Consider the following 18,845-nt stretch of genomic DNA (forward strand, 5'->3'; position numbering starts at 1 on the left):
GCGGGTGTCAGTATCGGCACAGCGTGCGATGGGGCTCGTCTGCGCCGATGGCGTTTGGCGACGGAACTCAGGTCTTGGCTTGCGAGCAAATCGAAGTGGCTCAATGATGGAGCATGCGCGGCTCAGCAATCAGCTTCCTGCGGTTTTTAATCGGCATCGACGGTCATTCCGTCGCACCGGATGGTTTCGGACAGAGTATCGCCGACGATATCCGCTTTGCTCGCAACTTTAGACTCTGCCGTCGTGTCGCGATTGCCTGGCGTATCCCGACGACTGTCGAAATGCGCGCGCTTGATCTGGATCAATTGATCGGCCGCTTCGGCGAGTTGACGATCGGACTGGCCGACGTCGCTGGCAGGCGCTGGATTGTCCGGGAAAGAGACTGGCACGGCTGGCCAGACTCACCACGATTCGTGTTTTTCGCCATGGAAGACAGCACGGTTTGGGCTGGCGCGGACTTCGATCTTTGGCCCAGCCGATGGCAATGGCCCCCCGAATGGACGAAGTCAGGCATCACCCTGTAGCGATTAGCGACGACCAGCGCGCGCTCGCCCCAAGCATGTGAGGCGGCTCTCGTTTTTGCGCACCCTGCGCATCGCTTTCCGGATCGACGCATCTCGGGCTTTCAAGCCTTCGGGTTGCGGGCGGAGCACGCATCTTACACTGTCTACGGTGCGCGGTCAGCTTGTGCCCGCTTCGAAAAGGTCCGCGATGCTGATCCGCGCCGGCTACGAGATCATACTAGGCGTCAATGCCCCGACCGCGATGACGGCGATGCTAAAGGTCCACCCGTCGCGGCTCGCCGACCTGCGGACGCCGCAGCACGTGATTATCCATCCAGAGCTGCCCAGCCATGACTACATCGACAGTTTCGGGAATGTTTGCACGCGGATGACGCTACCGTTCGGCAACACGACACTGAGCTGCGACATTGTTGTCGAGGATAGCGGGGAGCCCGACCGCCAATCGCCCGACGCGGTTCAGCACCCGGTCGCTGATTTACCCGACGACATATTGGTCTATCTTCTGGGCAGCCGCTACTGCGAAACCGATCGTATGTCGGGGCTGGCCTGGTACCTGTTTGGCCATATCGAGCCCGGCTGGGGCCGGGTTCAGGCGATCGTCGACTATGCCCATCGCCGGATGACCTATGGCTATGAACATGCCGACCCGACGCGGACGGCATACGAGGGGCATGAGCAGCAGGTCGGCGTATGTCGCGACTTCGCGCATCTCGCGATCACGCTGTGCCGCTGCATGAACATCCCGGCGCGCTATTGCACCGGCTACCTGGGCGATATCGGGGTGCCGCCGGCGCCTTCCGCTATGGACTTCCATGCTTGGTTCGACGTCTATCTCGGGGGCGGCTGGCATGTCTTCGATGCCCGACACAATCAGCCGCGCATCGGCCGCATCCTGATGGCGCAAGGCCGCGACGCGACCGACACCGCGTTGACCACGACCTTCGGTCCGGTCTTTCTTAACGGCTTTAAGGTCCATACCGACGAGGTGCGGAGCCTACCGTAGCGCGTTGCTATGTTTGGAGCCATTGCTAGGGTAGCCACTTGAAACAGGTCTGGAGACTAACCTGTCGGTCGTCGCCGCGCTCAGTCATGTTACCCGGTATCGCTATGATGCGCCCGTAACTCTCGGACCGCATGTCATCAGATTGCGGCCGGCGGCGCATACACGGACCCGCATCCCCAGCTACTCGATGAAGGTGACTCCGGCGGAGCATTTCATCAACTGGCAGCAAGATCCGCACGGCAACTGGCTGGCGCGAATTGTGTTTCCGGAGCCGACAAACGAACTCAGCATCACTGTCGATATGACCGCCGAGATGGTGGTGATCAATCCGTTCGACTTCTTTGTCGAACCCTATGCGGTTACGCTGCCTTTTGCCTATCCGGCGCAGCTGACGAACGACCTGTCGCCCTATCTGCAGGTCGACGATGGTGGGCCCGCGCTCGAAGCGTTGTTCGAGGACCTGCGGCCCGCGGGCCAAGGTACCGTCGACTTCATCGTCGGGATCAACGAACGGATCTCGCGCCTCGTAAGCTATACCGTGCGGATGGAAGCCGGGGTCCAGACCCCGGACGAGACACTGGCGCTGGCGCTCGGTTCGTGCCGCGACAGCGCGTGGCTGCTCGTCCAGCTGCTGCGTCGAATGGGCCTCGCCGCGCGCTTCGTGTCGGGCTACCTGATCCAGCTCAGGGCCGATATTGACCCCGTCGACGGCGCGCAGGGGACGCGCACCGACTTTACCGATCTCCACGCCTGGGCAGAGGTCTATATCCCGGGCGCGGGATGGATCGGCTTCGACGCGACGTCGGGGCTCTTGTGTGGTGAAGGCCATATCCCGCTCGCCGCCGCGCCGCACCACCGCTCCGCCGCCGCGATTACCGGCGGATCAAGCCACCCGGCGGACCACTTCGATTTCGCGATGAGCGTGTCGCGGCTGGTCGAGCCGATCCGCATCACGCGGCCGTTCGAGGACGCTGACTGGGACGCGCTCGATCGCGTCGGCGAGCAGGTCGAAGCCGATCTGCAGGCGCAGGACGTCCGGCTGACAATGGGCGGCGAGCCGACCTTCGTGTCGATCGACGATTTCGAAGCGGACGAGTGGAACATCGACGCTTCGGGGCCGACCAAGCCAATCATCGCCGAGGCGCTGCGCGAGCGCTTGCGCGAACGCTTCGGATGCGGCGGGCTGCTGCATTACGGTCAGGGCAAATGGTATCCCGGCGAACCTCTGCCGCGTTGGGCGTTGGGTCTCTATTGGCGGCGCGACGGGCTGCCGGTGTGGCCGGAAGCCACTGTCGATCCGCTGCGCGTCGAGGCCGGCGCGACGATCGCCGATGCCGAAGCGTTGATTACGCAGCTGGCGATGCGTCTCGGCATCGATCCGGTGCTGGTGATCCCGGCGCGCGAGGATGCGCTGCACTTCATCAAGGCCGAGGGCGACCTACCCGCCGGGGTTGAGCTGAACGCGGCGACGACCGACGAGCCCGCCGCGCGGCGGCGCCTGCGCCGCGCGATGCAGGACGGCCTGTCGAAGACCGTCGGCTATGTCCTGCCGCTGCGACGTAGCTTCGGCAAGGTGGAGGGCGAAGGCTGGCTGTCGGAGGCATGGACGTTCACGCGCGAAGGGCTTTTCGTTGTTCCCGGCGACTCGCCGCTCGGCCTACGACTGCCGCTCGACACGCTGCCGACGCTCGCCGACCGCGATTACCCGCACATAGTGCCGCTCGATCCGTCGGTTGAACGCGGTCCGCTGCCTGATTATGGCGAGCTCGCCCCCGTCGCGCCGCCCGTGACCCGCCGGCGCAAACCGGTCCACGTCCGCACCGCGCTCAACGTCGAGGTGCGCGACGGCACGCTGTACGTGTTCATGCCGCCAGTCGCGCGCCTCGAGGATTATCTCGAGCTCGTCGCACACATCGCTGCTGCCGCCGACGGCCTGCCGATTCGCATCGAAGGCTATCCGCCCCCTGACGACCCGCGGATAAGCAGCATGAAGATTACCCCCGACCCAGGCGTGATCGAGGTCAACATCCAGCCGGCGGCGACGTGGCGCGAGGCAGTCGATATCACCAACGGCGTCTATGAGGACGCGCGCGCCACGCGGCTGGGTGCGGACAAGTTCATGATCGACGGCCGTCATACGGGCACCGGCGGGGGTGCCCATGTAGTCGTCGGCGGTGCGAGCCCTGCCGACTCGCCGTTCCTGCGCCGCCCCGACCTGCTCAAGAGCCTTTTGATCTACTGGCAGCGGCATCCGGCACTGTCATATCTGTTCGCCGGACTATTCGTCGGGCCGACCAGCCAAGCACCGCGCGTCGACGAAGCCAGACACGACACGCTGTACGAGCTCGAAATCGCCTTGAGCATGATCCCCGGCCCAAAGGCGAGGCGTCCGGCACCGTGGCTGATCGATCGCCTGCTGCGCAACCTGCTGACCGACGTCGGCGGCAACACGCACCGGACCGAAATCTGCATCGACAAGTTGTATTCGCCCGACGGGCCGACCGGACGTCTTGGGCTCGTCGAGTTTCGCAGCTTCGAGATGCCGCCCGATGCGCGGATGAGCCTTTCGCAGCAGCTGCTGGTCCGCGCGTTGATCGCGTGGTTCTGGCGCGCGCCGCAGGATGGCGGTCTGGTGCGCTGGGGCACTGGGCTGCACGACCGGTTTATGCTGCCGCACTTCGTCTGGAACGACTTTAAGGAGGTCCTCGCCGACCTCAACCGCGCCGGCTATGCCTTCGACACGCGCTGGTACGAGGCGCAGCTGGCGTTCCGTTTCCCAGTCCATGGCAGCGTCCAGCGCGGCCCGGTGTTGCTTGAACTGCGTCACGCCCTCGAACCCTGGCACGTGATGGGTGAGGAAGGGTCTAACTCGGGTACCGTACGCTTCGTCGATTCCTCGGTAGAGCGGCTGCAAGTCCGCGTTGAAGGCTTCAACGTTGAACGCCACGTCATAACCTGTAACGGCCGGATGCTGCCGATGACCGCCACCGGCAGTTCGGGGGAGGCAGTTGCGGGTGTCCGCTATAAGGCGTGGAAGCTGCGCAGTGGGCTGCACCCGACGCGACCCGTCGATGCGCCGCTGACTTTCGACATCATCGACCGAGCATATGGCCGCTCTATAGGCGGCTGTGTGTACTACGTCGTTCACCCTGGCGGCCGCAACTACGAGACGTTCCCGGTCAATGCTTATGAGGCGCAGGCGCGGCGCAAGGCGCGCTTCGACGAACATGGCCACACGCCGGGTATCATCAAGCCGCCACGTACAGAACGTACGAACGAGTTCCCGCTAACTCTCGACCTGCGCCGACCGTATGGCCGTTGACGCCGCCGTATCGCCGGGCCCTCGGGCCGATCTGGAGCCTGCGGCGGCGCTTCGCCTTTCGGCTTGGCTGCGCGACTACAAAACACTGCCCGGCGTTCCCGACGAACTGTTCGACGTCATGCGACGGCCACGCACCGACTGGCTTAATTTCCTCGCAGGGTTCGCCGAGTACTCGCCCGCCGAGTCGCGCAGCCGATTCGATCTTGCGACGCGGCACATCCGCGATACCGGTGTATCTTACCGCGTCTATGGCGAGGAAACCGAGCGCAGCTGGCCACTCAACCCGCTGCCGTTGATCCTGGGACAGCGCGAATGGGCGCAGATCGCTGCTGGGGTCGAGCAGCGCGCCACGCTTATCGAGGCGATTTTGCAGGACATCTACGGCGAGGCAAAGCTGGTCGCTAGCGGCGCGCTGCCTGCCGCTGCGCTAACTGGCAGTCTCGACTTCGTCCGCGCGATGCGTGGCGTCAAGCCGCCGGGCGGCCGGCATATGCCGCTATATGCGGTCGATCTGGGTCGCGGTCCCGACGGCCGGTGGTGGGTCTTGGGCGACCGCACCCAGGCCGCGTCGGGGGCGGGCTACGCGCTTGAGAACCGGCTCGTTTTGTCGCGAGCGTATCCCGCGCTCTACAACGCAATGAATGTCGAGCGCCTCGCGCCGTTCTTCGACGCCATGCGCGAAGGGCTCGCCGCCAGCGCCGACCGCAGCCAACCGCGCATCTGTCTGCTCAGTCCCGGACCGTTTAGCGAAACCTATTTCGAGCAGGCGCATCTCGCGCGCTATCTGGGCTTCCTGCTCGTCGAGGGGGCAGACCTGATCGCGCGCGACGGTCGGGTTTATGTCCGGACAATTGGCGGGTTGAAGCGCGCCGACGTGATCCTGCGCCGCGTCGATGCCGACTTCCTTGATCCGCTCGAACTCAACGGCGCATCGCGCCTCGGTACCCCCGGTATCCTCGAGGCGGTTCGTGCCGGCGGCGTCGCGATGGTCAACATGCCCGGTACCGGCGTGATGGAATCGAAGGCACTGCTGGGCTTCCTGCCCCGGTTGTGCCGCCTCGTTCTTGGCGAAGGACTGAAGTTGCCCAATGTCGCGACCTGGTGGTGCGGCCAGCCCAACGCATGCGAGCGAGTCGAGCGCGACCTCGACGAGCTGGTCATCGCGCCGGCGTTCAACACTTTCGACGGCGACCACGCATCGTCTCGGCCGCGACTGATTGCCAGCCTGTCGCCCGAGGCCCGCGCGACGGTTGTCGCGCAATTGCGCGACCGCCCCGGCGACTTCGTCGGGCAGGAGGTGGTCCGGCTGTCGACGATGCCGGTCCTGCGCGACGACCGCCTTCAGGCGGCGCCGTTCGTCCTGCGCGTCTATGCGGCGTGGACGCCCGACGGCTTCCGCATCATGCCCGGCGGCTTCTGCCGCACCTCGGAACGTAGCGACGTTCGCGCGATCTCAATGGGCGATGGCGCGCGGACCGCCGATGTGTGGGTGATCGACAATCAGCCCGTTACGCGCACCACGACGTTGATGGCGAGCAAAGACGACGTGCGCGTTCGCCGCATCCTCGGCCATCTGCCCAGCCGCGCCGCCGACAATCTGTTCTGGCTAGGCCGCTACATCGAGCGGGCCGAGGCGACACTGCGGCTGGCGCGCAGCTTGTGCACCAGCCTGATGGCGTCCGAGTCCGCGATCCACAGCAGCGGCGAGACGCTGGCGCTGCTGCAGCAATTGTTGATCGACTGGGGCGCCTTGGACGAGACCGCGCGCGGCGGCGGATCGCTTGCGGCGGCGCGCGACACGCTGCGCGATCAGGCAGCCTATGGTTCAGTGATCTATCTTGTGCGTGCCGCGCGCCGCACCGCCGCCAGCATGCGCGAGCGACTGTCAGCAGATTTTTGGACGCTGCTTGTCGACCTCGAGACCGAACTTGCCGCAGCCGGCCGTGCGCCGGCGTCCGAAGCTGAGGCGCTTCAGCAGACTGAGCATGCGCTGCAAATTCTCGCGGCGCTGTCGGGACTGTCGCAGGAGAACATGAACCGCGTCGCCGGTTGGCGCTTCCTCGACATGGGCCGTCGCGTCGAGCGCGGCATCAACGCCTGCCGAATGGCCCGAACCTTCGCGCACGACGGTGCCACCACTGATGATCTCGATCTGCTGCTAGACCTCGTCGACGGCCAGATCACCTATCGCGCGCGCTATCTTGTAGGGCTGGCGCTGGTCCCGGTGCGCGATATGGTCGTGCTCGACTGCTTCAATACCCGCGCGCTAGCCTTTCAGGTCCAGACGCTCAAAGATCATTTGCGGGCGCTTCCGGCCCTGCTCGACGACGGTATGCTCGAAGAACAGGAGCGCATCCTGCTGCCGCTCGCCACCGAGGTCGAAACCAGCGAAGCGGCAGCGCTGACGGTCGCGACCATCCTGCGCTTTGAACAGATGCTGATGCGTCTGTCGGGGGCGATTGCCGACCGCTACTTTCTGCAGGGAGCCAAGGCCGTACCGACGATCAAGCTCGCCAGCATGGGATGATCTACACGATCCGCCATTGCACGACTTACGCCTATCAACAGCCGGTAGGTTTCGCGCGCTGCGTACTGCGGCTAACCCCCGGGACGTCGCTGACGCAGACGTTGCTCGACAGCGCGGTCCGCGTTCTGCCTGAACCCGCCAGCATCGTTGTCGGTCGCGGGCCGTTCGGCGAACGCACCCAGACCATCGTCATCGACCGTGAGCACGACGCACTGGTCATCGACGCTCAGTCTCGCGTCGATGTCGAGGCGGGCGAAGGCCGGCAATTGTTCGACGGTGCGGCTTGGGAAGACGTTCGGACCGCCGCGTTCGGAACGACCGCGTTAGAGGCCGATAGCCCTGCGGCGTACCTCTATCCGACGCGGCGGACGCCGCCCATTGCGGCTATCACCGACTATACGCGCGCCAGCTTCGCCGTCGGCCGCCCGATACAAGCCGCCGCCTGCGAGCTTATGGAGCGTATCTACGCCGACTTCACCTACGACCCAAACATCACGACCGTCTCGACCCCAGCGGCGCAAGCTTTCGAGGCGCGCGCCGGGGTCTGCCAGGATTTCGCGCACATCATGATCTCGGGGCTGCGTGGCCTCGGGCTGCCGGCGGCGTATGTCAGCGGCTATCTGCGCACCAATCCGCCGCCCGGCCGACCACGGCTTGCAGGTGCCGACGCTACGCACGCGTGGGTCTCACTCTGGTGCGGTGAGGAGCGCGGCTGGATCGGTTTCGATCCTACCAACGCGGTGGTGGCTCAGAACGACCATATCGTACTCGCCACCGGCCGCGATTACTCCGACGTCGCGCCGATCGACGGCATCATTCTTGCCCCCGGCGGGCAAACTCTGAAGGTCGAAGTCGATGTCGTGCCGGAAGGCGAGCAGGAATCTCGACGCGTTTTGGCGGCCGATCACGCGTGACCGCCCGGCCACGTCTGCTGGGAGCTGACGATCTTCCGCCGGTCGAAATCGTTAATCCTGACGGTTCGTCGAGGCTGCTGCTGATCGGCGATCATGCCGGTAACCTTGTTCCGTCGGCGCTCGGGACGTTGGGCGTCGCCGCCCATGATCTTGCACGGCATATTGGCTGGGATATTGGGGTCGACGCGCTCGGCCGAAGTCTTGCCGCGCGCCTCGACGCCGTGTTCGTGCGCCAGCGCTATTCGCGGCTCGTGATCGACTGCAACCGCGATCCGGCAGCGGCGGCCGCGATACCTGCCGAGAGCGACGGCACCGCTATTCCGGGCAATGTCGGCCTCGATCCCGCCGCCCGGCGCGTCCGCGTGGCCGAAATTCACGAGCCCTATCAGTTCGCCGTAGGGTCGGCACTGGCAGGCCGGCCAGCTTCGGACGTTCTCGTTTCGCTACACAGCTTCACACCGGTTCTCGCCGGCCGCGCGCGTCCCTGGCATCTCGGTGTGCTGCACGCCGGGCACAATGATGCGTTCGCCCGCCGTCTGCTCGATTGGCTAACTCGGTATACCGAGCTGACGATCGGCGACAACGAACCGTACAGGATGGACGCGACCGACCATACCGTGCCCCGTCATGCCTTTGACACCGACCGACCGTACGTTGAGCTGGAGATTCGGCAAGATCTCCTCGAAGGCGCAGCCAACGTGGAGATAGTGGCCAGTTTATTGACGGCTGCACTTGCCGCCACAGTATCCTGATCGCCACTTTCAAATTGAACACTTCGATTGCGCGATCGTTGGGTGCAGGACGGCGCGGCGTCCGGTCACGTTTCCTGCAAGTGCGACGTATCACTGCCTCCGGCGACTATTGGAATTGTCGGGTAATCGGACGGACGCAGGGCGCCCCGCGGCCTCGTGCACTGGCTGGGGCCGACGCCGGATTACCCGCAGACCGGTGACAGCGCGGTGCCCAGCTTCATCGCGGCAACTCGCGACCGGGCCACTGTCAGGCAGCAAGAGCGGCGACAGGATTATCGCCTCGACGTGCTGCGCGCAGGTCCAGCGCCGCGATAATTCGGCCTCAGTGACGGGCGCACCACCAGACCGTCGCGCCGCAACGGCCAGCGCCGTAAGGCACATGGCGATGTTGGCGGCCTCGTCGCGCGCCGGTACCGCGACCACGACGCGCGGCCAGCAGGCCGCACGCTGCAATGCGGGCACGGTGATCTTGTCGACGGCCAGCCACATTGCCGTCAGTGCCGCTGCGCCATAAATTGGGCTATCAATAGACGGTTCGCACGCTCGGCTCGCGCGCCCAGATGCGCCCCGCTGCAGCCGTGTCGGTCAGGGTCGCGGCGTCGCCGCCCTTGGCCAGCGCGACGATCCCCGCATCGGGCTCGACACCTGCCGCATCAAGCAGCGGCTGAGCGGCGGCGGTGTGGCCGATGACCTTCAAATGCGCGAAGGCGTCGTGGACCCAGGACACTGCTGCCGCCTCGCCGAGCAGCGCCGTCGTTCCCGCTTCCGACGCGATAACGGCGACGGTGTCGAACAGTACCGATGGCGCGCCCGCCATCTGAAAATCGGCGGCAAGCGTGCTGCCGTCGTCGAGGACGACGCCGCCAAGGCGCGGGCAGACGATCTTGATCGAGGCACCCGCCGCCTTCGCTGCCTTGATCAGGCCGCCGACGACCTTACTGTCGGCGCCGTCGGTGACCAGCGCGCCGACCAAGCGACCGACGAGGGTGGGCGGGCCCTGCCCGATGATGCTGAGCTTGGGCGATACAGCCAAGTCGGTGCGCGCCGGGATATCGGTCGGCGCGGGCACGATCTCGCCCCGGTGGCCGAGCCCCGCCGCGACCCGCTCGCCGAGGCTGACGTCGATCCGCACGAGGTGACCGAGCATCGTCGAGCGGATGATCGGCAACTCGACCTTGCTCAGCTCGAAGACCAGCGCGGCGACGATATGGTCCTGCTCGGGTTCGGTCTGACTCATGAAGAATTGCCGTGCCTGACTGTAGTGGTCGCCAAACGTCGCCGAGCGCACGCGCGCCTTCGGTTTCTCGACCGCGGCGGGGAAACTGCGGAAGCCCTCGGTGTGGCTTTCGCGCGGGCCGGAGGGGTCGATCAGGCTTGGCGTATAGGCGACGCGGGTCGCCTGCGGGTGCGTCTGCATATGGCCGTCGCGCTGCATGTTGGCGAACGGGCACTTCGGGGCATTGATCGGGATCTGGTGAAAGTTGGTCGATCCGAGCCGGCTGAGCTGCGTATCGAGGTATGAAAAATTACGCCCGTGCAGCAGCGGATCATCCGAGAAGTCGATGCCGGGCACCATGTTCTGTGTGCAATAGGCGACTTGCTCAGTTTCAGCGAACACATTGGCCGGGTTTCGGTCCAGTACCAGTCGTCCGATCGTGCGAAGTGGCACGACCTCCTCAGGGATGATCTTGGTCGAATCGAGGTGATCGAAGTCGAAAGCCGCCGCCTCATCCTCGGTGAAAAGCTGGACGCCGAGTTCCCACGCGGGATGCTCGCCGTCGCGGATCGAGGTGTAGAGGTCGCGGCGGTGATAGTCGGGGTCGGCACCGTTCAGCTTGACCGCCTCATCCCACACCACCGACTGCATGTTGAGGACCGGCGTCCAGTGAAACTTGACGAAGGTTGACTGACCCTCGGCGTTAATGAGCCGGAAGCTGTGGACGCCGAAGCCCTGCATGAACCGCACCGACCGCGGGATCGTGCGGTCAGACATCTGCCACATCACCATGTGCATCGCCTCCGGGGTGCAGGCGATCCAGTCCCAGAAGGTGTCGTGCGCCGACTGGGCCTGCGGGAAGCCGCGATCGGGCTCTTCTTTCACCGCGTGGATCAGGTCGGGAAACTTGATCGCGTCCTGAATGAAGAACACCGGGATGTTGTTACCGACGATGTCCCAGTTGCCCTGCTTGGTATAGAACTTGACCGCGAAGCCGCGCACGTCGCGCGCGACATCGGCCGAGCCCTTGTTGCCGGCGACGGTCGAGAAACGGGTGAAGACGGGCGTGCGCTCGCCGACCTCGGTCAGCACCTTGGCGGTGGTAAAGTCGGCCAGACTGTCGGTCAGCTCGAAATAGCCGTGCGCCGCTAGGCCGCGGGCGTGGACGACGCGCTCGGGGATACGCTCGTGGTCGAAGTGGAAAATCTTTTCGCGGAGAATGAAATCCTCAAGCAGCACCGGGCCGCGCGGCCCGGCCTTCAAGCTGTTGTGGTCATCGCTGATCGGCAGGCCATGGTTGGTGGTCAGCAGCGGCTGCCCGGGGGCTGCGACTTGATGGAGCTCGCCGCCATCGCCGACCACGAATTCCGCAGCGGGCATCGCAGTTTTGGTATTTGGCTTGGCGGCGGCGCGGGGGGCGGTCTTCTTGGATGATGCCATGCTCGTCGATCCTCTCGATTTGAAGACGCAACGCGTTGCGGCGAGCTTTGCCCCGTGCTCGTCGCAGAAAATCATGGAAGTTGGCTTATCCACTCGGACAAGCTCGTGGGCGGTCCGAAATAGGCGAGCTGCATGCAGGCTCGCCAACTTAGAGTGAATGGGGGCGAGCAGATCTGATATGGGGCATCGCCGCTCGCGGATCGGCCAGTTCTAGAAATAGCGTGTCCGCACCAAGCGCTGAGCCGTATCTGATCGGAGTAGTCGATCGCCGCCAGCGCTTTGTGCCGACGGCCCACAATCCGGAAGCAAATCGCTGCGCATCGTCTCGTCGAGCTCGGCGCCGGGGACAAGACGACGGTCGGCGGCGTGGTCAATGATGGCAGCATCGACCTCCACAATCGTTGCTTCCGGTGGAGTTATGGGCTGCATGATGATCCGGCACGCAGTCGGAGCTTGGTGCGGCAGGGAGGCTGGGCTCATCATCAAACCGTCGATCTGGTCTATGATAGGCTCGTCGGCGCGCGAGAACTGCCGCGTGACGAAGTTGATCGAGTCCGACAGGTGCATGAACAATTGGCCGTTCGCAATCATTGCGACGAGTGGCCAGCGATACGAGAAACCTAGTGCGTAGCCGGTTAGCCAGTCCCCATCCTTTTGGATGACCGTGTGCTCGCAATGAAAGTCGTTGGGGCGCCCGAAGGTTGGCATCCAGCTGCGCCATAGTCCGCAATAGCGCGACCCGCGTGTTGCCGTGTCGTGCGTTGCTGCGGCGAAAGCAGGGAGAATGCCGAAATCGGGCACATTTGCGAAGGGCGGGACTGATGGCAGTGTGTGAATAGGCGCTGACAGCGGACCAGAACTGACAGCGTCATCGATACCGAGTCTGCTTGCTAGCCGAGCTGTATCGCTTTCCCAGTCGAACATCGTGAAACCGGGAACTTGCGCCGCGACGAATGCGGTCAGCCGCGACAGATTATGATTGCCGGGGACGGTACCGCCCGACAGCCAGCGCGAAACCAGTGATTTGTCGATCTGCAACTCCGCGGCAAGCTGACCACGCGAGATCGCGCGTGCCTTCAAGACGAGCGCGAGCCGGTCGGCAAACCCTGTCGTCAACGGCCCTCGGCCTCCCGATGCAACTCCGTTCATCATGTTTCACCATGCGGAAGGGCGTTGCAACTCCCGCCGCAGCGCACTTGCGACGATAAGCCCCGACATCGGCTGGCCAGTCCGGTCCGCCAAACAGGGAAAATATTCAGATGCTTAAATCAGTCATTGTGGCTGCCGCCCTCGCTCTGGCCGCCGCCACTCCAGCCAGCGCCGGCATCACGTGGAACGGCATCACATTCAACGGCATCTCGCTTCAGGGCAAGGCGTTCAACGGCATCACCAGGAACGGGATCCTGTTCAATGGTGTCACCCTGCAGGGCAAGTATCTGAACGGTGTCCAGTTCAACGGTCCCGGTGTCGTCCTGCAGGGCAAATTTCTGAACGGCGTTCAGCTCAATGGTCCCGGCGTCGTCTTTCAGGGCACGGCCTCGAACGGAGCGCAGATGACCGACCGGACCGCCGCGCTCGCGCCCGAGCGCATTGACCTGACGCTGGCCGTCCGCACCGTTACGCTCGCCACCGGCGAGACGATCACCGTCGATTGAAGCCCTTGTGGCCGGGGCGCCAGCCTCGGCCGCAACCGGAGACCGTTATGCGCCGCCTCGTGCTTGCCATCGTCACTTTGCTCACTGTCTGGCCCATTTCCGCTACTGCCGCGGCGCAACTGACGGTCGAAGGCGAGCAGTTTGTCCTGATAACCGCTGACGGCCGCCGCCTGACTTCGCCCGATCTGGTTGGCGCGATCCTCGATGTCGACGGCCCCGACGGTATGCCGGCGACCATTCGTATTGACGCGGTATCGCCTGCTGCCGAACGCGCGACAGCGCTGTTGCATGCGCTGAGCATCCGCGACCCGGAGGGTAAGTGGGTGCCGCTATGCGACGCCGACGCGCACGGCCGCAAAGTCGCGTTTCCCGTGGCGGGACGTTGGGAAGCAGGCGGACGTTACGTGCGCGATCCGGCGAAGTGGTTCCTGACCTGCACCTCGGGCAGTCAGGCAAAATGCGTGCTGTGGGGTTACGATCCTTGGGATCCACGCCCCGCGGTCGCAGCGATGTACCAGGCATGCCAACACGTCGCACGCGCCGACTATGACGGCCGGGGCACCGCACACACCCGCGACGGCACCGCTATCGACATCTGGGACAGTCTCGCCATTCAGACCCCCGACCCGAAGATCGGCAACGAGTACCGCTTCGAAGCGGGCTGGGGACCCGGCGGTGCCGTGTGTGTCGCGCGGACGCGGTGGGCCGACCTGCTGCCACTTGACGTATTACTCACGTCCGCGCCGCGTTTGGCTGCGACCCCATGCGACGAGGCAGAAGCGCGGCGGCGCGGAGCAGTCATCTTCACGCGCATTAAGCCTACAGGGACCGCGACTCACTAAACAACGTCAGTATCCGCTATCGGCCGGCAGCCATCGTCAGGGCATCGGTCGGCTCAATGCCACACGCCGACGGGATCCTTGGCGCAAAGCCCGCAGCGTCTCGTCGTCGGCGAACTGTCGCGTATGCAGACGGCAGCCCCGACGATCCAATCCTAGTCGGCAGCGAAAGCACGGACGTAGACGAGGCGGGCTGGATTGGCCTCAACTGCTGAAAGCATGTGCTGTTCTAGACACGCTGACCCTCGATGCGCACGCCAGGCTTCTTCCGGTACCGGAGGAGACGGGAATGCATAATATCCTGAAAGAGCGACCTGCCATCTAACGCCCTTTATAATTTGAGGTTTTCGGCGACGCCGCACGCGGCTTGCTACTCGAGAACGCGTTGGCGGACCCGCGCTGCGCGGCCGGCCTTGGTGTTGACGTCGGAGCTGCACTGGATTTGGCTGAGCGGACTGAGGTCTGGTAAACCCACAAATGGGACGTTCGCGCCACCACTTTTGTACCCAAAACCGACAGTTGCGGCGTGGGCGTGAAGTTTTAGGATCGGTCCGGCGGAGCAAATTTCCGTTGCTGCGTGGGGGAAGATGATGAAGCTGCTGATTCCGACCGCCCTCGCCCTGATACTCGTGCCGCTACTGCCGGCCGCCGCCGCGGCGCAGGCTACCACTGCGCCTGTCGTGCAGGCCGAAGCAGGCCCACCGCGCGGCCGCGGCAGCTATCAGGATCTGCTCAAGCTGTGGGGCGAGTTTCTTGCCTGGCGCGACACCGCACCAGCCGACGGCGTCGGCGACTGGAGCGCGGCGACGATCGCTGCGCAGCGGCAGGCGATGGGCGATTACCTGCGTCGCATCGAGGACGTGAACGTCGCCGCGATGCCGCGTGCCGAGCGGGTCGACTGGCTGGCAGCGCGGTCGAAGATGCTGCAGCATCAGTTCCTGCTCGACGTCGCCAAGCCCTGGGAGCGCGATCCCGGCTTCTACGTCGACCAGATGCTCGACGTGTCGTTCGCCGAGCTGCCCGCAAGCGGCGATAAGCTCGAAAAGTTGCGCAAGGAGCTGCGTGCAATCGCCCCGCTGGCCGCCGCGGCGCGGCGCAACCTGCGCGATGTTCCCGGCGATTTCGCCGATCTGGCGCTGCACAACCTAAACACCGCCGACGGCGTTGGGCACGGCCATCCATATCGTACGGTGCCGCCCGCCGGAGTCATCGGCTGGTTCGACGATCTCGCGGCGCGCGCCCGCACCGCCCAACCGGTGCTGCTGCCCGATATCGCTGCCGCACGGACCGCCGCAGTCGAATTTCAAGCCTGGCTGAAGGCCGGGCGCTCGAAGATGACCGCCAGCGCCGGTGTCGGCGAAGCGCGATTCGACTGGTACCTGAAGAACGTCAAGCTGCTGCCCTATACCGCCCGACAGCTCGAGGTGCTGGGCGCCCGCGAGACGCAGCGCCTGTGGGCGGCTCATGCGCTCGAGGAGCACCGCAACCGCAAGCTGCCGCGGCTCGAACTTCCCTCTACCGAAGCCGAATACGGTCGCCGCAAGACCGATTCGCTGCAGCGCATTCGCGCCTGGATCGCAGCGGAGGAGATCATCACGGTCCCCGAGGACATCGGCGACCTCTACATTAACGTGCCGTGGATCGTCCGGCCGGGCGGCCCGAATTTCTGGGAAGAGATCCAGTACCGCGACCCCAGCCCGGACCTGCTGCACGCAACGCTTCCTGGTCACGCCTTCGACGGCCGGATGGCGAAGCGCGACAAGCGGCCGATTCGCGGCAGGATCGACGATGGGGTGCGCGCCGAGGGCTGGGGCGTCTATCTCGAAGACGCGGCTCTTCGGCTTGGCTTCCTCGAAGATCGCCCGCGCGTGCGCGAGCTGATCGACATCTTCGGCATCTTCCGTGCCGTCCGGATCGCCGGCGACATCGACTTGCAGCTTAACCGCAAGTCGGTGCCGCAGGTGGTCGCCGACTGGCGTAAGCAGACGCCGTGGCTGGATGCCAATGTCGCGCGGGTCGATGCCGAAATCTACCTGCGCCGCCCACCCGGGTACGGCCTTGGCTATACTGTCGGGATGATCGAGATGCAGAAGCTGGTCAGCGACCGGCGCCAGCAGCTTGGCGACAAGTTCGTTCTGAGGCAGTTTCACGACGAGCTGATGGCGACAGGCCGCGTGCCGATGTCGCTCGTTCGTTATGACATGACAGGCTTCGACGACGAGGTTCGAACATTCTGGACGCGCGACCCGCTGCCACCGCGCTGAGCCACTACAGACTGCGGGTTATCGTCTGCAAAGCGAGCTTCATCTCAAGAAAGATGCGTTGCTGCATGTGCTCCATCGACGAACGCCATGACCGACGCCATCGGACGAGCTTTCGCCAAGCTGGCAAGTCTGAGCGATCGGACTTCAACGTCCACGAAGGACATTGTCGAACATTCAACTCATCCGTATCGATTTCGTCGCGACTTGCACCACGGCTACAAAGATCAAGGAGTGACCGTGGATTTGCCTTGCCTCAGCCCCCGCTACCGACATTCATCCGGGAAAGTTAGTACGCTGCGGGCAACGCTGGTTTCATTCACTTTGTCGCGCGATCGCCCGCTTCACCTGCGTGCAAGGCTTTCGCCACGAACTCTCCGCCAATGCGCAGGCCGACGGGGTCAACTGAGTGACCCCCGCCTGGCGAGACGTGCGCTGTCACGACGATGCCAAGATGCTCCAAGTCGCGCTTTGCCGCGTGCAGGGCAGCCACCGGCACCACCGGATCCGCCGAACCATGGACGAGCAGTACGGGTGGCGTGGTGATGGAAGCATGCGATAGCTCCGGCGCGCCGGTCAGCATGCCTGCATAGCCGACGACTGCGGCAACTGGTCGGGTGCGGCGGAGACCGACATGGAGCGCCATCATCGTTCCTTGGCTGAACCCTACGATCGCAAGATCGCTCTCGGTCAAATCATATTGGCCCAGCTTGCGGTCGATAAACGCGTCAACTGCCGGTGCTGCTGCTTTTGCTCCTTGGGCCAAGGCTGCGGGCGTGAAGGCAGACAACGGCCACCATTGATAGCCACCGTTGCCGCACCGCTGCGGTGCGTTCGGTGCTAGGAACAGCGCATCGGGCAACCTTCGCTGCCAATGTGGCGCCAGCGAGATCAGGTCGGCGCCGTTCGACCCGTAGCCATGCAGCAGCAGCACGATGTGCCTCGGCTTGCTGCCGGAAAATGGCTGCAGGCTTGAGCCGTTTACGATCTTGGACAAGTTTGAGGCCTTCATCTTCCGCGCGCCGCCTACGTCAGGAGAGCTACGCGCTATTAATATGGAATGGGAATCATCCCCTTGAAGAATGCCGGCAACAGGATCGGTCCAGATGCCGGCCATTTCTTCGCAAATGTCTGCTAGTGCGAGCTCTGCGCATTTTGCGGCGATGGTGATCGTCACCTGTTCTGAGGAGTGTGACGCTGGATCAAGAACATACGGCGCACTCCGACGATCGCACGCGCGAATGCGGCGATCGTAATTTGACGCAGCATGTCGACACGGCCGTCATGCTCGGCTCGAGCTTGCCAGATGGATTATCCGAACGAAAAGGCAGAGCATGGATAATCTAGCACACACGCTCACCGGTGCCGCGCTCGGCTACGCTGGGCTGAAGGACAAAACCGGGCTCGGTCTGGCGACGCTGATGATCGCGGCCAACCTGCCCGACATCGACGTGCTTGGGCTGCTCGTCGGCGAGAACCTCGCGTGGCGGCGCGGTTGGACGCATGGCCCGATTGCGCTGCTTGTGCTGCCGGTCCTGCTGGTGGCGGCAATGCTTGCCTTCGACCGCTGGCAAACACGTCGGGGCACCAGACCCGAAGCCAGGCCGCCGGTGCGGCCCTACTGGCTCCTGGCGCTCGCCTATGTCGGCATCGTGTCGCATCCGCTGCTCGACTTTCTCAACACCTACGGCATTCGCTGTCTGATGCCGTTCTCTGACCGCTGGTTCTATGGCGACGCCGTATTTATCGTCGACGTCTGGATGTGGAGCGCGCTGGCGGTCGGCGTCTGGCTTGCGCGGCGACGTCAACGGCGGGGGAATGCGCATGCCCGCCGCCCCGCAGTCGCGGCGCTCGCTGCGGTTACCCTGTACGCCGGCGCCATGGGGGCGGCGAGCGCCGCTGCAGAGGACATCGTAGCGCGCGAGGTCGCGGCGCGCGGACTGGGCGTCCCACGCCTCGTGGTGGCAAGCCCCGTCCCGATAGACCCGTTCCGCCGCTTGGTGGTCTTCACCACCGGTACTGCGCTTGGATTCGGCGAACTAAGCTGGCTGCCGACGCAGCACCTGTCGCTCTCTCCCCGCTTGGTCGCGACCAATATGTCGGACCCTGCGGTAGCCGCCGCCGCCGCCCGGGACGGGCGCGTTGCCGACTTCCTCTACTGGTCGCGGCTACCATTCGCCAAGGTGACGCGGCGACCCGGCGAGGCGCGCGTAACGGTGGGAGACGCCCGCTACAATAAGACACCTGAAGGGCGTTTCAGCGTGCATGCGGTCGTGCCGGAATGAGCGACGCAACAAGCAGTGACTGACGAAAAGTGTGTTGCGTAACATCACCGGACAACGCGGACGCTCATGGCGGCACCTTGGCGTGCTTAAGGCTCATCTCCGGACGT

The 18,845-nt window shown here is 64.5% G+C and carries 13 protein-coding genes; 10 read left to right on the forward strand and 3 right to left on the reverse strand.

The genetic code is table 11. The annotated features are described in order from the left end of the window. The first annotated feature begins 113 nt into the window (after positions 1–113). The 6 genes from FMM06_RS11930 (at position 114) to FMM06_RS11955 (ending at position 9,042) form a co-directional block, all read left to right on the forward strand. Positions 114–524 carry a hypothetical protein gene (locus FMM06_RS11930; RefSeq protein ID WP_144237617.1) on the forward strand — a complete coding sequence of 137 codons (411 nt, stop codon included), beginning with the start codon at positions 114–116 and terminating at the stop codon, positions 522–524. 187 nt (positions 525–711) lie between these two features. Continuing rightward, the gene (locus FMM06_RS11935) at positions 712–1,527 is read left to right on the forward strand and encodes a transglutaminase-like domain-containing protein (RefSeq protein WP_144237618.1); all 816 of its coding nucleotides are present in this window, start codon (positions 712–714) and stop codon (positions 1,525–1,527) included. A 61-nt stretch (positions 1,528–1,588) separates the two neighbouring features. Then, a complete protein-coding gene (locus FMM06_RS11940) occupies positions 1,589–4,849 on the forward strand; it encodes a transglutaminase family protein (RefSeq protein ID WP_144237619.1) in 3,261 nt (1,086 codons plus the stop codon). A gap of 118 nt (positions 4,850–4,967) precedes the next feature. After that, positions 4,968–7,376 carry a circularly permuted type 2 ATP-grasp protein gene (locus tag FMM06_RS11945; protein WP_207790283.1) on the forward strand — a complete coding sequence of 803 codons (2,409 nt, stop codon included), beginning with the start codon at positions 4,968–4,970 and terminating at the stop codon, positions 7,374–7,376. Then, entirely contained in the window at positions 7,373–8,290 is a 918-nt protein-coding gene (locus FMM06_RS11950) for a transglutaminase family protein (protein ID WP_144237621.1), read from the forward strand. Before FMM06_RS11945 ends, FMM06_RS11950 begins: the two co-directional genes overlap by 4 nt. Then, the gene (locus FMM06_RS11955; RefSeq protein ID WP_207790284.1) at positions 8,287–9,042 is read left to right on the forward strand and encodes an N-formylglutamate amidohydrolase; all 756 of its coding nucleotides are present in this window, start codon (positions 8,287–8,289) and stop codon (positions 9,040–9,042) included. The genes FMM06_RS11950 and FMM06_RS11955 overlap by 4 nt, the downstream gene beginning before the upstream one ends. Before the next feature lie 523 nt (positions 9,043–9,565). Here FMM06_RS11955 and FMM06_RS11960 read toward each other — a convergent pair. Both FMM06_RS11960 and FMM06_RS11965 read right to left on the reverse strand, forming a co-directional pair. Further along, on the reverse strand, positions 9,566–11,638 hold the full coding sequence (locus FMM06_RS11960) for a catalase (RefSeq protein WP_328591562.1): 2,073 nt from the start codon (positions 11,636–11,638) through the stop codon (positions 9,566–9,568). Positions 11,639–11,908: 270 nt separating this feature from the next. Then, positions 11,909–12,814: a helix-turn-helix domain-containing protein gene (locus tag FMM06_RS11965; protein WP_144237624.1), complete on the reverse strand. Its 906-nt coding sequence runs from the start codon at positions 12,812–12,814 to the stop codon at positions 11,909–11,911. A gap of 161 nt (positions 12,815–12,975) precedes the next feature. Between FMM06_RS11965 and FMM06_RS11970 the strand changes: the two genes are divergently transcribed. From FMM06_RS11970 to FMM06_RS11980, 3 genes are all read left to right on the forward strand, one after another. Then, the gene (locus FMM06_RS11970; RefSeq protein WP_144237625.1) at positions 12,976–13,353 is read left to right on the forward strand and encodes a hypothetical protein; all 378 of its coding nucleotides are present in this window, start codon (positions 12,976–12,978) and stop codon (positions 13,351–13,353) included. A 47-nt stretch (positions 13,354–13,400) separates the two neighbouring features. Beyond that, positions 13,401–14,195 carry an ADYC domain-containing protein gene (locus tag FMM06_RS11975; protein WP_144237626.1) on the forward strand — a complete coding sequence of 265 codons (795 nt, stop codon included), beginning with the start codon at positions 13,401–13,403 and terminating at the stop codon, positions 14,193–14,195. 587 nt (positions 14,196–14,782) lie between these two features. After that, entirely contained in the window at positions 14,783–16,456 is a 1,674-nt protein-coding gene (locus tag FMM06_RS11980) for a DUF885 family protein (protein WP_185965168.1), read from the forward strand. A 316-nt stretch (positions 16,457–16,772) separates the two neighbouring features. Here FMM06_RS11980 and FMM06_RS11985 read toward each other — a convergent pair whose 3' ends face one another. Next, positions 16,773–17,630 carry an alpha/beta hydrolase gene (locus tag FMM06_RS11985; RefSeq protein ID WP_235889291.1) on the reverse strand — a complete coding sequence of 286 codons (858 nt, stop codon included), beginning with the start codon at positions 17,628–17,630 and terminating at the stop codon, positions 16,773–16,775. A gap of 157 nt (positions 17,631–17,787) precedes the next feature. On the opposite strand from FMM06_RS11985, the gene FMM06_RS11990 reads away from it, so the two are divergent. Then, positions 17,788–18,738 (forward strand): metal-dependent hydrolase, encoded by a 951-nt coding sequence (locus FMM06_RS11990; protein WP_144237628.1) that lies wholly within the window; start codon positions 17,788–17,790, stop codon positions 18,736–18,738. The last annotated feature ends 107 nt before the right edge of the window (positions 18,739–18,845 follow it).

The organism is Glacieibacterium frigidum (assembly GCF_007097155.1).
In the GTDB taxonomy this organism is placed as follows: Bacteria; Pseudomonadota; Alphaproteobacteria; order Sphingomonadales; family Sphingomonadaceae; genus Glacieibacterium; species Glacieibacterium frigidum.